General features: G+C 68.3%; 19 protein-coding genes. 8 read left to right on the top strand and 11 right to left on the bottom strand.

The features are described from left to right. Positions 1–8: 8 nt before the first annotated feature. Complete coding sequence (locus EZE58_RS08155) at positions 9–698, bottom strand: MerR family transcriptional regulator (protein WP_009377534.1); 690 nt, start codon at positions 696–698, stop codon at positions 9–11. A gap of 81 nt (positions 699–779) precedes the next feature. Here EZE58_RS08155 and EZE58_RS08150 point away from each other — a divergent pair, with 81 nt between their 5' ends. Continuing rightward, positions 780–1,283, top strand: a complete 504-nt coding sequence (locus tag EZE58_RS08150) for a DUF2306 domain-containing protein (protein WP_167560242.1) — start codon at positions 780–782, stop codon at positions 1,281–1,283. Between the two features lie 116 nt (positions 1,284–1,399). After that, positions 1,400–3,100, top strand: coding sequence for an AarF/UbiB family protein (locus EZE58_RS08145; RefSeq protein WP_167560240.1), 1,701 nt, complete (start codon positions 1,400–1,402; stop codon positions 3,098–3,100). A gap of 36 nt (positions 3,101–3,136) precedes the next feature. Here EZE58_RS08145 and EZE58_RS08140 read toward each other — a convergent pair whose 3' ends face one another. Beyond that, positions 3,137–3,517: a VOC family protein gene (locus EZE58_RS08140; protein ID WP_167560238.1), complete on the bottom strand. Its 381-nt coding sequence runs from the start codon at positions 3,515–3,517 to the stop codon at positions 3,137–3,139. A 332-nt stretch (positions 3,518–3,849) separates the two neighbouring features. Here EZE58_RS08140 and trpS point away from each other — a divergent pair, with 332 nt between their 5' ends. Further along, a complete protein-coding gene (trpS, locus tag EZE58_RS08135; RefSeq protein ID WP_167560237.1) occupies positions 3,850–4,896 on the top strand; it encodes a tryptophan--tRNA ligase in 1,047 nt (348 codons plus the stop codon). Between the two features lie 56 nt (positions 4,897–4,952). On the opposite strand, the gene EZE58_RS08130 is transcribed toward trpS, so the two are convergent. Together EZE58_RS08130 and EZE58_RS08125 are read right to left on the bottom strand one after the other, a co-directional pair. Then, a complete protein-coding gene (locus EZE58_RS08130) occupies positions 4,953–5,303 on the bottom strand; it encodes a hypothetical protein (protein WP_131248167.1) in 351 nt (116 codons plus the stop codon). 138 nt (positions 5,304–5,441) lie between these two features. Beyond that, positions 5,442–6,716: a methyltransferase domain-containing protein gene (locus EZE58_RS08125; protein WP_205772181.1), complete on the bottom strand. Its 1,275-nt coding sequence runs from the start codon at positions 6,714–6,716 to the stop codon at positions 5,442–5,444. A 211-nt stretch (positions 6,717–6,927) separates the two neighbouring features. On the opposite strand from EZE58_RS08125, the gene EZE58_RS08120 reads away from it, so the two are divergent. The 3 genes from EZE58_RS08120 to EZE58_RS08110 all read left to right on the top strand — a co-directional run bounded on the left by EZE58_RS08120 (position 6,928) and on the right by EZE58_RS08110 (position 10,270). Continuing rightward, positions 6,928–8,430: an amidohydrolase family protein gene (locus EZE58_RS08120; protein ID WP_009377527.1), complete on the top strand. Its 1,503-nt coding sequence runs from the start codon at positions 6,928–6,930 to the stop codon at positions 8,428–8,430. Next, on the top strand, positions 8,427–9,137 hold the full coding sequence (locus EZE58_RS08115) for a sulfite exporter TauE/SafE family protein (RefSeq protein WP_009377526.1): 711 nt from the start codon (positions 8,427–8,429) through the stop codon (positions 9,135–9,137). Before EZE58_RS08120 ends, EZE58_RS08115 begins: the two co-directional genes overlap by 4 nt. 65 nt (positions 9,138–9,202) lie before the next feature. After that, on the top strand, positions 9,203–10,270 hold the full coding sequence (locus EZE58_RS08110; RefSeq protein WP_009377525.1) for a LacI family DNA-binding transcriptional regulator: 1,068 nt from the start codon (positions 9,203–9,205) through the stop codon (positions 10,268–10,270). On the opposite strand, the gene EZE58_RS08105 is transcribed toward EZE58_RS08110, so the two are convergent. From EZE58_RS08105 to EZE58_RS08080, 6 genes are all read right to left on the bottom strand, one after another. Continuing rightward, on the bottom strand, positions 10,258–11,664 hold the full coding sequence (locus EZE58_RS08105; RefSeq protein WP_009377524.1) for a uracil-xanthine permease family protein: 1,407 nt from the start codon (positions 11,662–11,664) through the stop codon (positions 10,258–10,260). The genes EZE58_RS08110 and EZE58_RS08105 overlap by 13 nt on opposite strands. A gap of 347 nt (positions 11,665–12,011) precedes the next feature. Continuing rightward, entirely contained in the window at positions 12,012–13,505 is a 1,494-nt protein-coding gene (locus EZE58_RS08100) for a deoxyribodipyrimidine photo-lyase (protein WP_167560235.1), read from the bottom strand. 98 nt (positions 13,506–13,603) lie between these two features. After that, a complete protein-coding gene (locus tag EZE58_RS08095; protein ID WP_063248979.1) occupies positions 13,604–14,191 on the bottom strand; it encodes a hypothetical protein in 588 nt (195 codons plus the stop codon). Between the two features lie 213 nt (positions 14,192–14,404). Continuing rightward, positions 14,405–15,220, bottom strand: coding sequence for a class I SAM-dependent methyltransferase (locus EZE58_RS08090; RefSeq protein ID WP_009377521.1), 816 nt, complete (start codon positions 15,218–15,220; stop codon positions 14,405–14,407). 219 nt (positions 15,221–15,439) lie between these two features. Next, positions 15,440–15,799 carry a DoxX family protein gene (locus EZE58_RS08085; protein WP_167560233.1) on the bottom strand — a complete coding sequence of 120 codons (360 nt, stop codon included), beginning with the start codon at positions 15,797–15,799 and terminating at the stop codon, positions 15,440–15,442. 52 nt (positions 15,800–15,851) lie between these two features. Continuing rightward, positions 15,852–16,469: a TetR/AcrR family transcriptional regulator gene (locus EZE58_RS08080; protein WP_131248164.1), complete on the bottom strand. Its 618-nt coding sequence runs from the start codon at positions 16,467–16,469 to the stop codon at positions 15,852–15,854. 129 nt (positions 16,470–16,598) lie between these two features. Between EZE58_RS08080 and EZE58_RS08075 the strand changes: the two genes are divergently transcribed. Continuing rightward, positions 16,599–17,858: an Nramp family divalent metal transporter gene (locus EZE58_RS08075; RefSeq protein WP_232254157.1), complete on the top strand. Its 1,260-nt coding sequence runs from the start codon at positions 16,599–16,601 to the stop codon at positions 17,856–17,858. A 125-nt stretch (positions 17,859–17,983) separates the two neighbouring features. Here EZE58_RS08075 and EZE58_RS08070 read toward each other — a convergent pair whose 3' ends face one another. Beyond that, positions 17,984–18,358 (bottom strand): lipase maturation factor family protein, encoded by a 375-nt coding sequence (locus tag EZE58_RS08070; protein WP_167560338.1) that lies wholly within the window; start codon positions 18,356–18,358, stop codon positions 17,984–17,986. An 88-nt stretch (positions 18,359–18,446) separates the two neighbouring features. On the opposite strand from EZE58_RS08070, the gene EZE58_RS08065 reads away from it, so the two are divergent. After that, positions 18,447–19,757 (top strand): ISL3 family transposase, encoded by a 1,311-nt coding sequence (locus EZE58_RS08065; protein ID WP_167560104.1) that lies wholly within the window; start codon positions 18,447–18,449, stop codon positions 19,755–19,757. The last annotated feature ends 3 nt before the right edge of the window (positions 19,758–19,760 follow it).

Here is a 19,760-nt window from a genome sequence, read left to right as displayed (position 1 = left end):
GTCGGGTCTCAGGGCTGTTCGGATCCTTGGCTGGGGTCGGCGGTGACGCTGAGCGAGACGTGACCGAGCGCCCGCAGCGCCCGGATGAGCTGGTCGAAGGCGATGGTCCCGGCCACGGCGCGCATGACCTTGACGTCCTCCGAGGGCTCGTCCCCGTCCTCGGTTCTCTGCAGGGAGCCCTTCTGCAGGGAGCCTCTGTGCAGAGACGCGACGTCCCCGCGGGAGATCTCCGCCATCGGCACCGCGTAGCGCATGACGGTGTCGATCCCATCGGGCATCTCCCACGCCGCCAGAGTGTGCAGCACCTCGTCGAGAGCCCGGCGCGGGATCGACCCGATGTCCGGCCAGTCCATCCGCTCGAGCAGTGCGGCGACTGTGGGGTGCTCAGGACGGTCGCCGGCGGCCGGGTCTCCGGTCGCCAGGTCGCCCAGGGCGATCGCCTGCGCCTCCTCGAGCGCCCGGATGAGGGGCACCGACGGGTCATCAAGGAGCGCGGTGAGCCTGCGGATCGCGGGGATCGGAGCATCGGCGACCTCGCGCAGCACCTGGATGAGAGCGAGCCTCTCGAGATGTCGGGTGCCGTAGTCCTGACGAGTCGCGGTGATCCGCTCGCCGGGCGGCAACAGTCCCTCACGGCGGTAGTACTTGATCGTCGCCGCCGAGCATCCGCTTGCGGCCGCAAGCTCATTGAGCAGCATGGTCCCCTCCCCGCTGGATAGTGGTCCGACCGGCGACTATCCTGATGGCGCCAGTGTAGATAGTGAAACTATCCTACAGGCATGGACACGCTCACCCCGGTCATCGCCCTCCATGCCATCGCCGCCCTCTACGTCCTTCTGCTCGGTCCTGTGCAGATCTTCCGCCGCCGGCGCGACACGGCCCACCGGATCCTCGGCGCCGGCTGGGTGACCGCCATCGTCACCGTGTGCGTCTCGAGCTTCTGGATCATGCCCGACGGGTTCACCTGGCTCCACGGACTCTCGATCTGGACGCTCGTCTGCGTCGCCACAGCGATCACCGCGATTCGCCTGGGCTCGGTCCGCGTCCACCGCCACTTCATGATCGGCGCCTACATCGGCACCCTGATCGCCTTCGTCTTCGCCTCGATCATTCCCGCTCGCCTCATCCCGCAGATGCTGCGCAGCGAGCCCCTCGTCGTCATCGTCACGGTGCTCGCGGTCGCCGCGACGGTCGCGGTCGCCGCGACGGTCACGGTGTTCGTCCGGGTGGTGACGGTGAGGGCCAAGGCCCCCGAGCCGGTCCCCGAGGACGCGGTGACGTGAACCCGGCACCCGCCTCGGCGGGGTCGATTCGCACCCCGTGCCGATGTCCGGTGGTTACACTGTGCCCACCTCAAGCGGAGGTCGACCGGATCTTCGTGCCAGACACAGGAGCAGCCATGGCATCCCCACACCCGACCATGTTCGGCGGAGACGCCGCCCGCGCGCGGGAGATCCTCGAAGTCCTCGCCCGGTACGGCATCGCCGAACAGTCCGCCCGCAAGCTCGCCGCCGCCGACGGGGACACCAGCCTGGCGACGAAGCTCGCCGACCCCGACCTCGTCGAACTCGACGCAGGAGCGCGTCTGACCGCGGCGTTCACCGAACTCGGGACGACGTGGGTCAAACTCGGCCAGTCCCTGAGCATGCGCGCCGACCTCGTGGGCACGGACATCGCCGAGGCGCTCGCCGGGCTGCAGGCCGAAGTGCCCGCCGATCCACCGGGAAAGGCTCGGGAACGCGTCGAAGCCGACCTCGGGGCGCCCGTGACCGAACTCTTCGCCTCCTTCGACGACGAACCCTTCGCCTCCGGATCGGTGGCTCAGGCCCACCACGCCGTGCTCAAGGACGGAACGCCGGCCGTGGTCAAGGTCCTCCACTTCGGCGCCGAGGAGAAGGTGCGCGGGGATCTCGACCTCATGCGCAAGGTCGCCCGCTTCGCCGAATCCGCCGATCCCGACCTCGCCCGCTTCCACCCTGTGAAGGCCGTCGAACAGTTCGCCGAGATGATGACCCAGGCCGTCGACCTGCGCAACGAACTCGGTGCGATGCAGCGCTTCACCCAGGAACTCAGCGAATTCGACTGGCTGCTCGTGCCCAAGCCGTTCCCGGAGCTCAGCGCCGCGGGAGTGCTCACGATGGAGCAGATGGCAGGGTCGTCGTTGCGCACGGCAGCCGACGTCACCGCGAGCGGGTGGACCGTCAACGACCTCACCCAGCATGTGACCAATGCGTGGATGACGATGATCTTCGACCATGGTCTCTACCACGCCGATCCGCACCCGGGGAACTTCCTCGTCTCCGACTCCGAGCACGTCGTCCTCCTCGACTACGGGGACGTCGGCTACCTCGCCGGACCCCGCCGCAACGACGTCATCCGGCTGCTCACCGCGGTCGTCGGACGCGACGTCTCCGGGCTCACCGACGTCATCATCGTCGTGTGCAAAGCGCCGGCCTCGACGGACGTCAAAGACCTCGAGATGGCCATCGACAAGTGGATGGCGCAGTACCTGCCCGAGGACACGGCGTCTGCCGACATCGATCTCAGTGCGGCGATGAACGCGTGCATGCAGCTCCTCCACGAGAAGGAGCTCAGCTTCCCCAGCGACCTCGCGATGCTCGTGCGCGTCATGTCGAGGCTCGAAGGCTTCGGCATCCAGATCGGCAGCACCGTGACGATGGAGGAGTACCTCGGGCCGTATCTGCGTGAGCATGCGCAGAAGGAGAACTCTCCGCAGAAGCTCTTCGAGCGTTTCGTCCGGTCGACGTCGAACTGGACGCGGATGGCGAACAACCTGCCCCGTGACCTCGAGATCCTCGTCCAGCAGCTGCGCAACGGCGACACCCGATTCGAGATCAACCTCCGCGACCCCGACGAACTCACCGACAAGCTCGTCGATGGGCTCATGGCCTCATCGTCGCTGCTCGCGGCCTCCCAGCTGCTCGCGAACCGGACGGGTCCGACGATCAAGGGAGTCTCGATCGCCGGTCTCGCCGCGGCAGGTCTGGCCGCCGTGACCTGGCGGAACCTCTCCGTGCGCCGCACCAGTCACGTCACTGTCACCGAGGAGGTGCTCAAGCTCGCCAAACGCGCGCGGTGAGCGGGCGGCGGCCGTTGGCGTTGTCGGGTGCTGGGCTCACAGGTATGGCGCGGTGATGAGCTCGAGGTAGTGACCGGCAGGGTCGAGGAAGTAGACGCCGCGTCCCCCGTGCTCGGTGTTCGTCTCACCCGGCCGGGTGCGCTGCGGGTCGGCCCAGTGGTCGAGGCCGCGGTCCCGCAGGAGGCCGAGTGCCCGATCGAACTGCTCATCGGTGCAGAGGAAGGCCATGTGCACCGGGGAGACCTCGTAGGGCGGCGGGGGAGAGGCGAACTGGAGCATGACCCCGCCGGTGAGCATGACGTTGGCGAAGACTCCCCATGACCGGGTGTGCTCGGCGTCGAGGATGTCGACGTAGAACTGCGCCGATTCCTGCGGGTCCGCGGCGGCGACGATGGTGTAGTTGAAGGTTGCTGACATGGACGGTCCTTTCGAGATGGGCATGACGATCTGAGGTCGTGGTGTCGAAAGGAGGGGCGCGTTCGCGCCCCTGGCGGCTCACGTGCGGACCGGGTCACCGATCCGTGAGCGACTCTGGGCCAGTCCGGTCATCGCCGACCAGTCTACGCACGGATTCGGCGACGACGTAGACTCGTCCCATGCGCACAACCCGACTCAACTGGTGGTGGCTGCTCGACGACGCAGCCGACTGACGCATACCCGCGGGCTGCATGGCAGCCCGCTGACGAGGTGGGATCTCTCCGTGCGACCCGTGCAGCCCTGACCGCACTCGCACCCCACGGAGAACAGACATGGATTCCCTTTCCGCCACCCTCGATCGCATGCCGCAGCTGCGCACCGACATCGATGCCCATCCCGAGCGCTACCGGATGCTCACCGGCGAACGCCCCACCGGCCGGCTTCACCTCGGCCATCTCTTCGGCTCCATCCTCGAACGCGTCGCCCTGCAGAACCAGGGGATCGAGACCTTCATCGTCCTCGCTGACTATCAGGTCATCACCGATCGGGCCACCTCGGCGAACGTCGCCGACAACGTCCACGCGGCGATCCTCGACTACGTCGCCGCCGGGATCGACCCTGAGCGGACGACGATCTTCACGCATTCGGCGGTCTCCGCGCTCAATCAGCTCATGCTGCCGTTCCTCAGCCTCGTCAGCGACAGCGAACTGCGGCGCAACCCGACGGTCAAGGCGGAGCTCGCCGCCTCCGATCGACCGCTCAGCGGACTCCTGCTCACCTACCCCGTGCACCAGGCGGCGGACATCCTCTTCTGCCGGGGCAATCTCGTCCCGGTCGGCAAGGACAATCTGCCTCATGTCGAGATCACCCGGACGATCGCCCGGCGGTTCAACGAACGCTACGACCGTGTCTTCGCCGAACCCGAGGCGATGCTCACGACGACCCCGGAACTGCCCGGACTCGACGGCCGGAAGATGTCGAAGAGCTACGGCAACACCATCGCCCTGGGGATGAGCGCGGACGAGACGGCGCAGGTCATCCGCAGGGCGGCGACGGACTCCGACCGGCGGATCACCATCGACCCGGACAGCCGCCCCGGGGTCTCCGCCCTGCTCACCACCGCGGCGGTGTGCACCGGGCGGACCCCCGAGGCGATCGCCGAGGAGATCGGGGACGCCGGGGCGGGAGCCCTGAAGAAGGCCGCCACCGAGGCGGTCAACGAGTTCCTCGCCGACCACCGGACCCGACGGCGCGAGCTCGAACGCAATCCGTCCGCGGTTCGTGAGATCCTCTCAGCGGGCAACGCCCGGGCGAACGTCATCGCCGAGGAGACGCTCGCCGAGGTGCGCACGGCGATGGGCATGGACTACGGGCGCTGATCGGGAGGGAGCGTGACGGGGGCCGGTCAGCCGGCACTCCGCCACACGTGCGCCCGCTACTTGTCCTTGTCGATGAGGTCGAGCAGCTCCTTCGCCGCCTTCTCGATCTCCGTGTGCTTGTACTCGCCGGCCCGAGATTCCGCGGCGATGACGGCGGCGCGGTGGACCTCGACGAAGTCGCCGTAGGGGAACGAATACGCCTTCTTCGTCCGCGGATCCGCATCCTTGTCGGTGCCGAGGTGCCATTTCGCGTACGCGTCCCAGCCGTTGTTGGCGATGAAGACGTCTTCGCCTTCGGCCGTCGGCTTCTCCGCCGACCAGTCGCCGAGGTCGTTGCTGTCCACCTTGCCGGCGCGGATGAGCTCACGAGCGTGCTCGACGGCATCGGTGTTGAGTGAGATCGTCATGGAGTCAATGTAGCCTGCCGAATGGGGAAAGCGCACGGGTTTTCCGCTGACAGTTTCTCCGGCCGCCTCGGTGGGGGTGTCCTTGCCTCGCCGTCGCCGCGACCTCACCGCCCGTCCTTCCGTACCGGCGAAGCGTCCTCACTGTCGACGGAGGAGGACGGCGACCTCGAGATGCTTCGTGTGCGGGAACATGTCGAAGACGCGCGCCTGCTCGACGACGTAGCTCGGCATCCGGTCGAGGTCCTTGGCCAAGGTGAGGGGGTTGCAGCTCGAATAGACGATGTGCTCGACGCGTGAGTCCTCGAGGGTCGTCGACAGCGTCGCCCCGATCCCTCGCCGAGGCGGATTGACGATGACGCAGTCCGGCCGGTCCCCGTCCGCCTGCTGGGAGTCCGCCAGCCGAGACTGCGCGAACTCCGTGGCATCGGCGGCCGTGAACTCGACGTCGACGCCGAGTTCGTCCGCGCTCGCTCGAGCCGACTCGATCGCCTGTTCGCTCACCTCGATGCCGGTCACCCGCCGAGGCGGCAGTCCGTGGTCGTCTCCCGCGGCCGTGTCCATGCCGGGTCTCGGGTCGGCGCCCGGACCAAGGTCGGCGTCTGCACCCGTGCCGGGCACCGCGCACCACAGGGCGAACCCGCCAACGCCGCAGTAGAGGTCCCACAGGGTTCGGGGTGCGATCTCGTCGACCCAGGTCGCGACCTGATCGTAGAGGAGCGTGGCCGCCTCGGTGTTCGTCTGGAAGAAGCTCTGCGGGCGCAGGTGCAGGTCGACGCGCTCGAGGTCCATCCGCAGCGTCTCTCCGCGGAGCATGACCTCCCGACTGCCCTCGAGTGCGGCCTTGTGCTCGGGCAGCAGATTGACGGAGACGACCGTCGCCTGCGGGAGGGCGGCGAGCAGCCGGTCCTGACGTGCGGTGATGACCTCGAGTCCGAACTGTGAGCGGACGACGAACCGGATCATGAGGTCCCCCGAGGGGGCCGCGGTGACGTGGACGAACTTGAGTTCGCCTCGGCGGGTGGGGACATCGTAGGGGTCGAGTCCGGTGTCGTCGAGGAAGTCGGCGAGGGTCGGGATGACCGCGCGGATCGCCGGTGCCTGGATGCCGCAGTCGCGGAGGTCGACGCCGTCGAACTCGGCATCGAGGATGCCCAGCGTCACCGCACCGGCGCTGCCGCCCACGGCGAGCTTCGCCCGGTTGCGGAAGTCGTGGTCGGGACCCGCGGCGGCCGGCAGCCACGTGCGCGGCGGGTGATCGGCGAGGACGTCGCGGCACCAGGATTCCTTATCGGTGATCTGCTGCGCGTGCGGAGTCTCGATGAGCGTGCACGACCGGCAGCGGTGCGCCTCGAAGTACGGGCAGACCAGGCCCCCGGAGGTCGCCGAGGCGGGGGTGAGGGGCAGCGTGGTCATGACCGCCATTTTACGTCGCGGGAACCATGTGGCGGCGAGGGGACCACCTGGGGCTGGTGCGCTCGCCTCGGAGCGGTCTCCTCGGAATGGTTCCGTCGACCCGGGGAGGGCCGAATGCATTGACCATCTCACGGAGGGGCCATAGACTCGGAGTAACCAAATCGATTTGGCTCACGGTGTGCCACGGCACCGGAGAATCCCGAAGGACATCATGAATCCTCTGCGCACCCTCCATGAAGCTCCGACGCTCCTCGTCCCCGAGCAGGTCCTCATGCCCCACGGCCCGCAGCGCGACTGCGCGGTCCTCGTCGTCGACGGAAGGATCGCGGAGGTCGACTCCCTCGATGCCCTCGCCTCCCGCCCGGCCTGCCTGGGCGCGAACCGCATCGACCTTCCGCGCCGACTCCTCATGCCGGGATTCATCGACGCCCACCATCACCTCTCGCAGGCGTTCGGCAAGTCACTCGTCTTCGGAGAGCCGTCCGAGATCTTCGCCCGAGTCTGGGTCCCCATGGAAGGACACATGGATGCGGAGGCCATCGAGGTCGCCACCAGGCTGGCGGCATGGGAGTCGCTGCGCGGAGGCTTCACCACGGTCGCCGACGCCGGGACGAGGGCCGGGGTCGACGTCGCCAGGATGGCCGAAGCCACGACCGAGGTCGGGCTCCGGTGCGTCCTCGGGATCATCGGCAACGACCTCGGCGGCGGGGTGCGCACGGCCTCCGTCGCCGAGGTGAGGGCCGCTGCCGAACACCATCTGAGCAGGTGGGACGATGCCGACCTCGTCCATCCGTCCTTGGCCGTCTCCATTCCCGAGGCCGCCTCGGACGAGGCGCTGGTCGTCCTCGCCGAACTCACCCGCGAGGCGGGTTCGGTCTTCCAGACGCACCTCAACGAGCACCTGGCGGCGGTCGAGCGCTCGCTCATCACGGGCGGCGAACGACCGCTCGAACGACTCGACCGCCTCGGCGTGCTCGGTCCCGAACTCCTCGCCGCCCACGCGACCCTTGTCACTCCCCGGGAGATCCGCCTGCTCGCGGAGTCCGGAGCGGCGATCAGCTACAACCCCGTCGCGAGTTCGTGGAAGGGCAACGCCGTCGCCCCGGCCCTGCTCCTCCACGAACTCGGGGTGCGCATGGGCCTAGGCACGGACGGCACCCGGTCCGACGCGTTCCGCCTCCTCGATGCCGCTGAGACCGCCCAGCGGCTGACGACCGGCGTGGCATCCGGTGACTCCTCGAGCGGCGGTGGGTGGACCTGGTTGGAGAAGGGCCTGCGCGGAGGCGCCGACGCCGTCGGACTCGCCGGCAGAGTCGGCGAGATCGCTCCCGGCGCCCATGCCGACCTCCTCGTCGTCGACCTCGACGTGCCCGAGTTCGTGCCCTCGTGGGACCTTCCGTGGGAACTCGTGCGCCTCGGCAACCGCGACCAGATCGAGTCGGTCATCGTCGCCGGGCGTCTGCGCCTGCACCGAGGGTGGCCCGTCGACTGGGACGGGCACGGTCTGCTTGAGCGTGCCCGGCAGGCGGCCGATCGCGTCGTCGGCGGTTCGCCGATCATCCGCGTGGACCCGCTGTCCACCGAGCATCGGGCGTCCTGGATGAAGGAGCACGGCGCCGAGGTGGCTCAGGCGGAATCCGCTGTCCGCGCAGTCGATCCCTACGAGACTCCGGGGCCTCTGAGCGCCCGCGGTGCCTCAGGGGTCCGCGGATGACGGTCCTCGCATTCTCGATCGTCGCAGCGACGGTCCTCATCTCCGCGTTCGTCCAGGGGTCGACGGGTATGGGGTTCGCGATGATCGTCGCCCCGGTCGTCAGCTTCATCGACCCGACCCTCATCCCGGTCATGCTCCTCGTGCTCATGATCCCGCTCAACGCCTACGTCGCAGCTCGGGAGAGGAGCGCCATCGACTGGCACGGGGTGAAGTGGATCAGTGTCGGACGCTTCGCGGGGACATTCGCAGGACTCTGGATCCTCCTCATCGTCAACCTGCACCAGCTCTCCCTCCTCATCGGCTGGTCGACGCTCATCGCCGCCGTCGCAGCACTGCTCGCACCGAAGTTCTCACCGAATCGCACCGCCCTCGCAGCCGTCGGCCTCATCACGGGGGTGACTGAGACATCGACAGGAGTCGGCGGCCCGCCGTACGCGCTCGCCTACCAGCACAGTCCCGGCCCCGAACTGAGGTCGACCGTGGCCGTGTGCTTCCTCGTCGGTGAGGTGATCTCCCTGCTCGTGCTGGCGCTGAGCGGCCAGGTCGCCGGCCCGACCCTGGTCACGACGGCGATGCTGCTGCCCTTCCTCGTCGTCGGGTCCTTCCTCAGCCGCTACGTCCACCACCGCCTCGACGGTCCGGTGCTCCGTTACACGGTGCTCGGATTCGCCATCGTCTCGGGCGGACTCGTCATCATCCAGGCGTGATGCGACAGGCTCGGCTGTCCCCCGCGCCGGCCGTTCCACCGGGCAACCTCAAGTACCCTGAACCCATGCCTGCTCAACCGCGTCCGCATCGCGCGACGATCGCCGATGTCGCCCGCGAGGCCGGAGTCTCGCGGACGACGGTCTCCCATGCCCTCAACGGTCTGGGCAAGGTCAACTCGCAGACGCGTGAGCGGGTCATGGCTGTCGCCGCCGAACTCAACTATCGTCCGAGCGTGCGGGCGCAGGGCCTGCGGAAGGGAAGATCGCAGAGTCTCGCCCTCCTGTCCTCGATGCCGGCGGCGGTCTCAGCGGGCCCCTCGCAACTCGGCTTCTTCACAGAGCTGGCCATGAGCTGCGCCCGCACCGCGCTGCTGCGCGGGTACGTCTTCATGCTCACGCCTCCGGTGAGCGGCACCGACCCTGTCGACCGCCTCGACATCGACGGTGCGGTCCTCCTCGAACCCGCCGTCGACGACCCGATCGCCTCCGCCCTCGAGGCCCGGGGGATCCCCTACGTGACGATCGACGGTCCCGGCGGGGTTGCGCAAGCCAGTGGGGTCGTCGACCTCCGGCATGCGCAGACGGCAGAGCTGCTCGTCGAGCACCTCATCGCGCAGGGGGCTCGCAGACCCGCCCTCATCGTCGGCACCAGCGAGCGCGGAGCCCAGGTGGCCGCGCGAAACGCGTATCTGGCGGCCGCCGCCGAGTACGGCTTCGCACCCGTCATCGCCGAAGCGGACGAAGAGGAAGGCGAGCCGGCCGGTGCCGATGCGGCTGGGGCCATCCTCAGCGATGCCCCGGATGTCGACGCCCTGTTCGTGCCGATCGACACGTTCGCCTCGGGTGCGGTGCGGGCGGCCGAGGCCGCGGGGCGCTCGGTCGGCGTCGACCTCCTCGTCGCGACACGGTATGACGGCCTGCGGGCGCGGACGAGCACCCCGCCGCTCACCGCGGTCGATCTCGGACTCGACGAGGTCGCGCGAGACGCCGTCGAGCTTCTGCTTGCCGTGCTCGATGGATCGCCCGCCTCTCCGGAGGTCGAGAGGCCCCACCGGCCGGATCCACGACTGATCGTCCGGGCGTCGACCGCGGGACCAGGCGGCCACCTCGGCGAGCGCCCTCAGATCCGGTAGTCCCCTGGCCGCTGTTCGAGCCGGCTCGGATCCTCGATCGGGGTGCGGGACTTCGGGTGCCTGTCTCTGCGTCCGGTGTGGTGGAAGAGGAGATTGAGGAGGACGGAGACGAATGCCGCCATCGCCACACCGCTGCCGAGGAGAGATGCCGCATTCGCGGGCAGGTGTGCGTACATGCCGGGGAGGAGGACGGGGAGCAGGCCAGCGGCGAGGCCGACGGTTGCCGTGATGAGATTGCCGGTCTGGTTGAAGTCGACACGGGCGAGCATCTGAATCCCGAGGACGGCGATGATCGCGAACACGACGACCGCGCTGCCCCCGACGACGGCCGGCGGGATGCCGTTGAGGATGCGGGCGAGCGGGCTGACGCCGATGAGGATGAGCAGGATGCCCGCGAATGCGGTGACGAATCGGCTGCGGACTCCTGATGCGCGCACGATTCCGACGTTCTCCCCACTCGTCACCAGCGCAGGGGTGCCGAAGAGGGCTCCGGCCACGGTGATGAGGCCATCGGCCCGGATGAGGCGGGGAACGTCTCGGGTGGGTTCGACCTTCTTCCCGACGATCTCCCCGTTGATGATCGTCTGGCCGGTGGCTTCGGCCATCGAGGCCAGTGCCCAGAGGAGCATGGGGATCGCTGCGACCAGATCGAAGGTCGGTGCCCCGAGCGGCAGGAGCGTCGGGGTCGCGAACAGAGGACCGTCGAGCTGTTCGGTGAAGGTGGTCTTTCCCATGACGGCCGCGAGCACTGTCCCTCCGACGAGGCCGATGGCGATGGAGAGCTTGCCGAGCATGCCGCGCAGGAATCTGAAGGAGAGCACGGTGATGACGATCGTGACGCAGCCGAGAAGGAGGTTCTGTGGGTCTCCGTACGAGTAGGTTCCCGGTTCTCCGACGATGAGCTTGCCGGTGACCTGGATGAGGTTGATTCCGATGACGACGACCATGACGCCGATGACCAGTGGAGGAAAGAACTTGAGGAGTCTGACGAACAGCGTCACGGCGACGATGTAGAAGACGCCTGTGATGAGCACGGCTCCGACCGCCGTGGAGAGGTCGGTGCCTTGGCCGATCGAGATGAAGAGGATCGTCGCCGCACCGCCGGGAACCATGACGAAGGGCAGTCGCACCCCGATCCTCCACACGCCCACCGATTGGAGGATCGAACCGAGCCCGGAGAAGACGAACACCGCCGAGAGGACCGCCGACGTCGTCTGCGGCGACAGCGACAGTGCGTTGGCGATGAGGAAGACGGCTGAGATCGGCGTCGCCACCATGACGAGCACGTGCTGGATCGCAAACGGGATGAGCGTGTGCACCGGTCGCAATCGGTCGACAGGGTGGATGCGCGAGGGGTCGGATGCCGCATGGTCGGTGTTCGTGTCAGCTGCCATCGCTGGGGTCTCTCCTTCGCCAGGGACCTCGTCGCTGAGGCCCATCGACCGCGGCCGAGGCCGCAGGCGCGTGAGTAGGGATTCACTAGAGCCAAATCGATTTGTTCAATCGTGGCGGGAGTCACACTCGACTGTCAAGGGCGGATTCGGATACTGGGATGCCGGGTCGGCCGCCGGCGTGGGATGGGAGGGTCGTGCGCGGACTTGGGGGTCGTGCGGGGACTTAGGGGTCGTGGGGACGCGCGGGAACCATGTCGCGGCGAGGGGACCGGCCGAGGCTGGTGCGCTCGCCTCGGAGCGGTCCCCTCGGGATGGTTCCGTCGACCCGAGGGGGCTGCGCGGGCGACTCAGTCCGCGGTCTGGGCGCTCTTCATCGCATCGTAGGCGGCCAGCGCCGCCTGCCGTGACTCGCCGAGGTCGACGATCGGATCGCCCTCACCCACCGGACCGTCGAGACGGGGTCCGGACTCCTTGAGCCACCGTGTGACATAGACGCGCTCAGGATCGAAGCGGGCGCGCTGCCGCTCGGGATTGAAGACGCGGAAGAACGGTGAGGCATCGGCCCCGCAGCCGGCGACCCACTGCCACGACACCGGGTTGTTCGCCTCATCGGCGTCGACGAGCGTGTCCCAGAACCACTGCTCCCCGGACTGCCATGGCAGCAGCAGGTTCTTCATGAGCAGGCTGGCGGTGACCATGCGCACGCGGTTGTGCATCCAGCCGGTCTGCCACAGCTGCCGCATTCCCGCATCGACGAGCGCGATGCCGGTCCTGCTCTGCTGCCAGGCCGCGAGCGCCTCGGGGTCGTCCTCGTAGGGGAATTCGGCGAACTCGGGTCTCATCGGACGCCAGTCCAGGTCGGGCACGTGGAAGGTGAGGTGCCACGCGAACTCGCGCCAGTAGAGCTGCCGCACCCACGCCTCGCGATCGCTGGCACCGACATCGGTGAGAGCGGTGACGGCGGCGAGGAGCTGCCGCGGGGAGACCTCGCCGAACCGCAGTCGCGGCGAGAGCCTCGACGTGCCGTCCCGGTCTGCGGGGATGTCGCGGTCCTCGGCGTAGCCGTCGACCCGGGCGCCGAGGTCGTCGACCTCCTCCTCGGCGGCAGTGCATCCGGGCGTCCAGTGCCCGGCGATCGTGTCCTCCCACCACGGGAACGGTGAGGTGCGCGAACCCTCGGTGCCGCTGTCCCCACCGGCGGGGCCCGCGGGTGAGAGGAGTGCGAGGTCGTCGATCGTGGCGACGAGATGCGAGTCGGACTCACGGACCTGCTCGATCCGGGCGGCGGTGTCGGAATCGAGTGTCTGCGCCGGCGGTACCGGCAGCGGCGAGCCGACCGGAACCTCGCGGGCGGCGTTCCAGAACGGGGTGAAGACCTTGTAGTACGCGCTCGCCGAGGATGGTTCGACCTGCCACGGTTCGACGAGGAGGGCGCCGGGTGAGGCTTCGACGGCGATGCCGTTCTCGCCGAGTGCGTCGGTGACGACCTCGTCGAGAGCACGTGAGGCCGGTGCGTAGCGGCGCGACCAGCGGACCGTGCCCGCTCCGAGGTCTGCTGCGGCCGCGGGGATGATCTCGGCTGCGGGTCCGGCCGCGACGAGGAGGGGGATGCCGAGCGAATCGAGTTCCCGCTCGAGGACGGTGAGCGACTCATGCACCCACCACCGGGCGGCTGCGCCGAGCGGCCTGGGACCCCGGCCTTCGTCGTCGCGGACCTCGCGGACCCAGATCGCGACGACGTCGCCGTCGGCGCGCGCGGCGCTGAGCGCTTCGTGGTCCGATACGCGCAGATCGTCGCGGAACCAGAGCAGGGTGAGGTGGCGCGGATCGGTGAAGGCCATGAAGAGGATTATGACACCGAGACTGCCGTTTCGCGTCGAGACCGGCAGTTATGAGTGTCCATCTCGACGCGAAACGGCCGTCGCGGCGGGCTGTGCGCTCAGAGGAAGGCGAAGCTGAGGATGAGGAAGAGCGCGAAAGAGACGATCGGGGCGACCACTGAGACCGCGGTGGCGATGATGCCCAGAGTGCGGCCCCGGTCGGACACGGCTGCGACGATGCCGAGGACGAGACCGGTGAGGCCTGCGACCGTGCACAGTGCCTGCACGCTGAAGAGCGTCACCCCGAGATTCGTGTACCACGCATCGTCACCGAAGTACGAGCCGGTCGCCGCCTCCGCAGGCCCGGCAGTGACTCCGAGGATCGCCGAGGCGATGAGGGAGATGCCGGCAGCCGCGAGAGCGAGGAGGAGCGCCCACCTCCCGAGTCGAGACGACCCGGGAGTGCCCGATGCGACGGCGGCGTCGACGGGGCCGGTCTGCACCGGGCGGTGGACCGCCGGGACGGCGTCGGCAGACACGGAGGCTGCACCAGTGGCGCCGCCGTAGACGGTTGGGCCTGGGGAGACGGTGCCGCCGGGCTGGGCGACAGTGGCGCGTGCAGGCGAGTCGGTCGGGGCGATGGCCGGTCCCTGTGCCGCGAGCTCGTCATCGGTGGGCTGGGGGAACGCGAAGTTCGGCGAGGTCATGGTCACGACGCTACGCACGCCCGAGCGCGGGTCCCATGCGGCTTCCCCATGCCCCGGGTCGGGAAAACCTCACACTCTCATCGCAGCGACGTGCGGCCGCCTCTCCCACCCGGGGTGCATCCCACCCGGCGGCCTCTTCCACCCGGCGTGCATCCCACTCGGCGGGCAGCACTCCCTGAGGCACCAGTGACCTGCTCCCGCCCGAGTCCCTTCTCAGCCCTTGGTCGCGGCGATGAGGAACCGCATCTGCGTGACCTCGATCGGTCGGCGCTCGGCGGCAAGTCGTTCGAGGGCGCCGATGTGATCGCCGACGACGAAGCCCGGAACATCCCAGGGGACGTAGGCGAGGTACTCGATGACCGCCTCGACGTCGGTGAACCGCATCGTGCCCATCCACCTCCGCGCCGCCTCGACCGTGAGCCCCTGCGCTTCGACCTCGTCGACGCAGCGTTCGAGCTGGACCTCGGGGTTCTCCGGGGTCCCGCCGAACCACCGGCGGAACTCCTCGGCCTCGGTGCTGTCGACCTGCTGGGTGAGGAAGAGACCGCCGGGGGCGAGGATGCGGGCCACCTCGGCGATGTCGTAGCTCTCGTGCCGGTTCATGACGACGTCGAACTGCCCGTCCTCCCACGGCATGGGGTCCCCGGATTCGCTGTCATACTCGGTGACGTCGATCCCGTAGTCCTCGAGCGCCGAGGTGGCCACGGGAACATTGGGTGCCCACCCCTCGCTCGCGTGGATCGCGACATCCGGGACGGAGGCGGCATTGCGGCCGCGGAAGCGCTTGACGATTGAGATGAGGCGCTCGCCGCCGCCGGTGCCCATGTCGAGCACCTCGTCGGCGTCCTCGATCGCGTCGAGGCACATGGTGTCGAAGTCCCAGGGCGGGTCATCGGCGATGAGGCGGCCTTCGAGGGCGGTGAAGTTCCATCCGGTCATCGCTGCGGTCTCGTGGATCCAGGTCCACCGGGAATGGCGTTCGGCCGTGGATTCGGCGCGAGCGCGGCTGCTGTCGGCGAATTCGGGCATCTCGACGCTCCTTCGTCTGGCACGGCGGCCGTTGCTTCGAGCGTAGCCGAGTCCCCGCGGCATGCGAAGCACCGTTCGAGCACGATTCGGACTCGGCGGCTCCGGCCCAGGCGGGCGACGATGTGGCCGGCGACGCGCCGACGACATCGCCGGTTGCGTGCCGACGGATCACCGGCGTGGCACCTCGGGATCCTCCGGCGACGCGCCGAGAAGATCGACTCAGACCAGGAAGGAGCCGACGAGGACGACGATGCTCATCGCGAGCAGCCCGAGGCAGTTGAGCCAGAAGTCGCGGCCGATGTACCGGGCGCGGATGTGCGACCATGCCGCGGCGAGGAAGTAGACGACGATGCCGACGGTCGCGGCGAGACCGACGCCGGGGATCCAGAAGCCGGCGACGAGTCCGGAGGCAGCGAGGAACTTGACGACGGCGAGCACCCACCACCAGTCCCGGGGCAGCCCGACCCCGTCGAGGCAGGCCGCGATCGCCTTCGGCGGGCGGAACGTCATCACGCCGTCGCCGAGGACGATGAGGGCGAGGACCGCCCCCGGCCACCACGGATCGGGGAGCAGGGTCACGGCAGCCACCTCGGCGAGGGGATCCTCACCGCAGCTACCGCGGCGGGCGAGCTCACGGCACACCCCGGAACCGGGTGTGGAAGGCGATGATGTGGGCGAGTGCTGCGACCGCCTCGTCGAAGCCCATGTCGCTGGCCGCCCATCGGAAGAGCACACCCATGTAGGAGTCGTAGAGCGCCGCCGCCGAGGCCCGCGCATTGGGTTCGCTGATCCCGATCGAGACGAGGTTGTCCCGCAGCGAGGCCTGGAGCGCCTCGGAGAGTCCGGCGAAGACGTCGGGCCGGCCGTGGACGCGGATGAGCGCGGCCGCGTAGTCGCGGGCGAGGTCCTCGTGTGCGGCGAAGAACTCGAGGAACGGGAGGAAGATCCCGAGCAGATGGTCCTGGACCGCCGAGGCGGGCGGCCGTTCCGCGCGAGCGTGCGGAAGCGCGTACGTGCCCGCCTGGAGCTGCGCGATCCACCGGTCGTAGCAGGCGATGAGCAGGGCATCCTTGTCCCCGACGGCCATCACCCGGCCCGCGGACACTCCGGCGGACTCCGCGATCGCCCGTACGGTCGTTCCCCGGTACCCGCGGTCGAGGAAGAGCTCGGCGGCGACGGTGAGGATGTGTTCCTCGGTCCGCTGTCGCTGGGCCTCACGGGCATTCGACTGAACACGTTCAGTGGACATGCATCCACTCTAGGTCCGCGCGTCATCCGGCACAAGGTCGCCGAGGTGTCGAAGAGGTGACGATCGCGCGCACAGGAGGTGCACGCACCCTGTGTTGTCGCGACAGGAAAGTTAATGTACCTTAACTTCATGCCATCGAACGCGTCGGAGACACAGCGGGGGACAGCCTCGGCGAGGAAGCGGGGGACGTCCTCACTCCTCCTGCTCGGGCCGGCCTTCGTCGCGGCCGTCGCCTACGTCGACCCCGGCAATGTCGCGGCCAACCTCACCGCCGGCGCCGAGTACGGGTACCTCCTCGTCTGGGTCCTCGTCGCCGCGAACCTCATCGCCGTCCTCGTCCAGTACCTGTCCTCGAAGCTCGGCCTCGTCTCCGGGCAGTCGCTGTCCGGGATCCTCGGTCGGCGACTCGGGCGCAGGCGTCGGCTCGCCTATTGGGGGCAGGCGGAGATCGTCGCGATCGCCACCGACCTCGCCGAGGTGGTCGGTGGCGCCATCGCGCTCAAGATCCTCTTCGACCTTCCGCTCCTCCTCGGCGGGGTCATCGTCGGCATCGTCTCCCTTGTCCTCCTCTCGATCCAGTCCTCGCGCGGGCAACGGCCCTTCGAGTTCGTCATCATCGGCTTCCTCGCCATCATCGCGATCGGCTTCCTCGCCGGGCTCGTCGTCGGCGATGTCGACTGGGGGCAGGCCGCCGGCGGGCTGGTGCCCCGGCTCGAGGGGACGAACTCGCTCGTCCTCGCCGCCTCGATGCTCGGGGCCACGGTCATGCCGCACGCGATCTACCTCCACTCCGCGCTCTCGGTCGACCGGCACGGAGGGCAGCCGCGCACGGCGATCCCGCGTCTGCTCCGGGCCAGCCGGTGGGACGTCGTCGCCTCCCTCGTCATCGCCGGATCGGTCAACATCGCCATGCTCCTCCTCGCCGCCGCTGCCCTGCGCGGTGAGGGCGGCACCGACACGATCGAGGGCGCGCACGCGGTCGTCACGGCCAATCTCGGCGAGGTGGTCGGGCTCTTCTTCGGCATCGGACTCCTCGCCTCGGGGCTCGCGTCGTCGGCGGTCGGCTCCTATGCGGGGGCCTCGATCATGCAGGGGCTGCTGCGGGTCGACATTCCCATCGTGTGGCAGCGGGCGGTGACGATGATCCCCGCGCTCATCGTGCTCGCCATCGGCGCCGATCCCACGTGGGCGCTCGTCCTCAGCCAGGTCGTCCTCAGCCTCGGAATCCCCTTCGCCATGGTTCCGCTCGTGAGACTGACGGCGAACCGGGCGATCATGGGTGAGTACGCCAACGGGCGGTGGATCACGACGGCCGCGGTCATCGCCTCGGCGCTCATCATCGCCCTCAATGTCGCGCTCCTCGTGCTGCTCGCCCTCGGCATCGAGTAGGCCGGGCGCCCTGGGGCGATTGTGGCTTCGGCGCCGCGCGAGCCGGTGCACCGAGACGGACACTTCGCGCCGAGACCGACAATTCTGGGCGTCGGTCTCGACGCGAAGTGTCGGTTTCGACGGGCTCACCGCCCGCGGAGGTCGACCGGGCGGAGGATAGTCCGCGGGTCGGAGCGCACCCACCACGGGACCGGTTCGCCTGCTACCTTCGCCGCGCGGCGTTCGTCCCGGGTGGCGTAGCGGTAGGTGAACATCCGCGCGCGGATGAGCGCCGGTGCCTCGCCGTCGAAGGGGTCGGGGCCGAGCAGCCTGCGGATGAGGGGGTCGCCGGTGCCGAGGCGTTCGACGAGGGCGAGGAACCACGAGTCCCGATAGTCGCCGAGGGCGGCGAACCACATGAGCCAGTCGAGGCGCAGGTGGTAGGGGGCGACGACGGGGCCGCGACGGTCGACGTCTCCGGGTTTGCCGGCTCTTCGTAATTGAGAGTGTAGATCGGTGATTCCAGGACACGGCGAGTCGCTGCGCGGATAGACGTCGAGGTCTTCCGATGATGGAAGTTCTCACACAATCCATCCGAAAGACCTCGACGTGGCCAAGCCTACTTTCTCGACCCCTGACCTCACGACATTCTGCCGACTCGACACCCTCGATCTGACCTGCACCGGCCAAAACATCACCGGGCACAAGGCGATTCTGGAATGCCGGCCCAACACTGCTGATGACTGGTGCCGTCGGTGCGGTGGCCACGGGATCGTTCGCGATACCGTCGTCCGCCGTCTGGCCCACGAACCTTTCGGCTACCGACCAACCACGCTTCATCTTCGCCTCCGCCGTTACAAATGCGTCGAGTGTGGCCGCGTCTGGCGTCAAGACGCCACAGCCGCGGCACCACCACGAGCGAAGATCTCGCGAACCGGCCTCGACTGGGCGTTGCGTGCCCTCGTCATCGATCACGACACCGTGTCCGTCATCGCTGCGAAACTCGCAGTGTCCTGGCACACCGCGAACTCCGCCGTCCTCGCTGAAGGTCAGCGGTTGTTGATCAACGACCCGACTCGTTTCGACGGGGTCAGCGTCATTGGTGTCGACGAGCATGTATGGCGGCATACCCGGCGTGGCGACAAGTACGTCACCGTCATCATCGACCTCACCCCGATCAGCGAGGGAACAGGCTCGGCACGTCTGCTCGACATGGTGGCTGGCCGTTCGAAGCAGGTGTTCAAACAATGGTTGAAAGACCGACCGAAAGACTGGCGTGAGGGCATCGACGTCGTCGCGATGGACGGATTCTCCGGCTTCAAAACAGCCTCAGCTGAGGAGCTGCCCGACGCTGTCGAAGTCATGGACCCCTTCCACGTCGTCAAACTCGCCGGTGATGCCCTCGACGAGGTACGTCGCCGAGTTCAGCAAGAGACAACCGGCCATCGCGGACGAGCAAAGGACCCGTTGTACCGGGCAAGAAGAACTCTGCACACGGGCAGCAGCTTACTCACGACCAAGCAGCAGGAAAGAATCGCGAACCTCTTCGCTGACCCGAACTTCACCGAAGTCGAAGTCACCTGGGCCGTCTACCAAGACATTGTCAGCGCCTACCGAACCGCGGACCGCAAAGAGGGCAAGAGACTCTTGCAAACGGTCATCGACGCCCTGACAACGAATCTGCCATCCGAACTTGTCGAGCTCAAACGGTTAGGACGAACGTTGAAGCGTCGAGCTGCTGATGTGCTCGCGTTCTTCACCCGACCGGGAACGTCGAACGGTCCCACTGAAGCGATCAACGGCAGACTCGAGCATCTACGCGGGTCCGCGCTGGGATTCCGCAACCTCACGCATTACATCGCGAGGTGTCTGCTCGAGTCCGGTGGCTTCAGACCGGTTCTACACTCTCAATTACGATGAGCC

Source organism: Brevibacterium sp. LS14, assembly GCF_012027885.1.
GTDB classification, from domain to species: Bacteria; Actinomycetota; Actinomycetes; order Actinomycetales; family Brevibacteriaceae; genus Brevibacterium; species Brevibacterium casei.
Note: the sequence above shows the minus strand (reverse complement) of the source record. Positions and strands in the feature narration are given on the sequence as shown.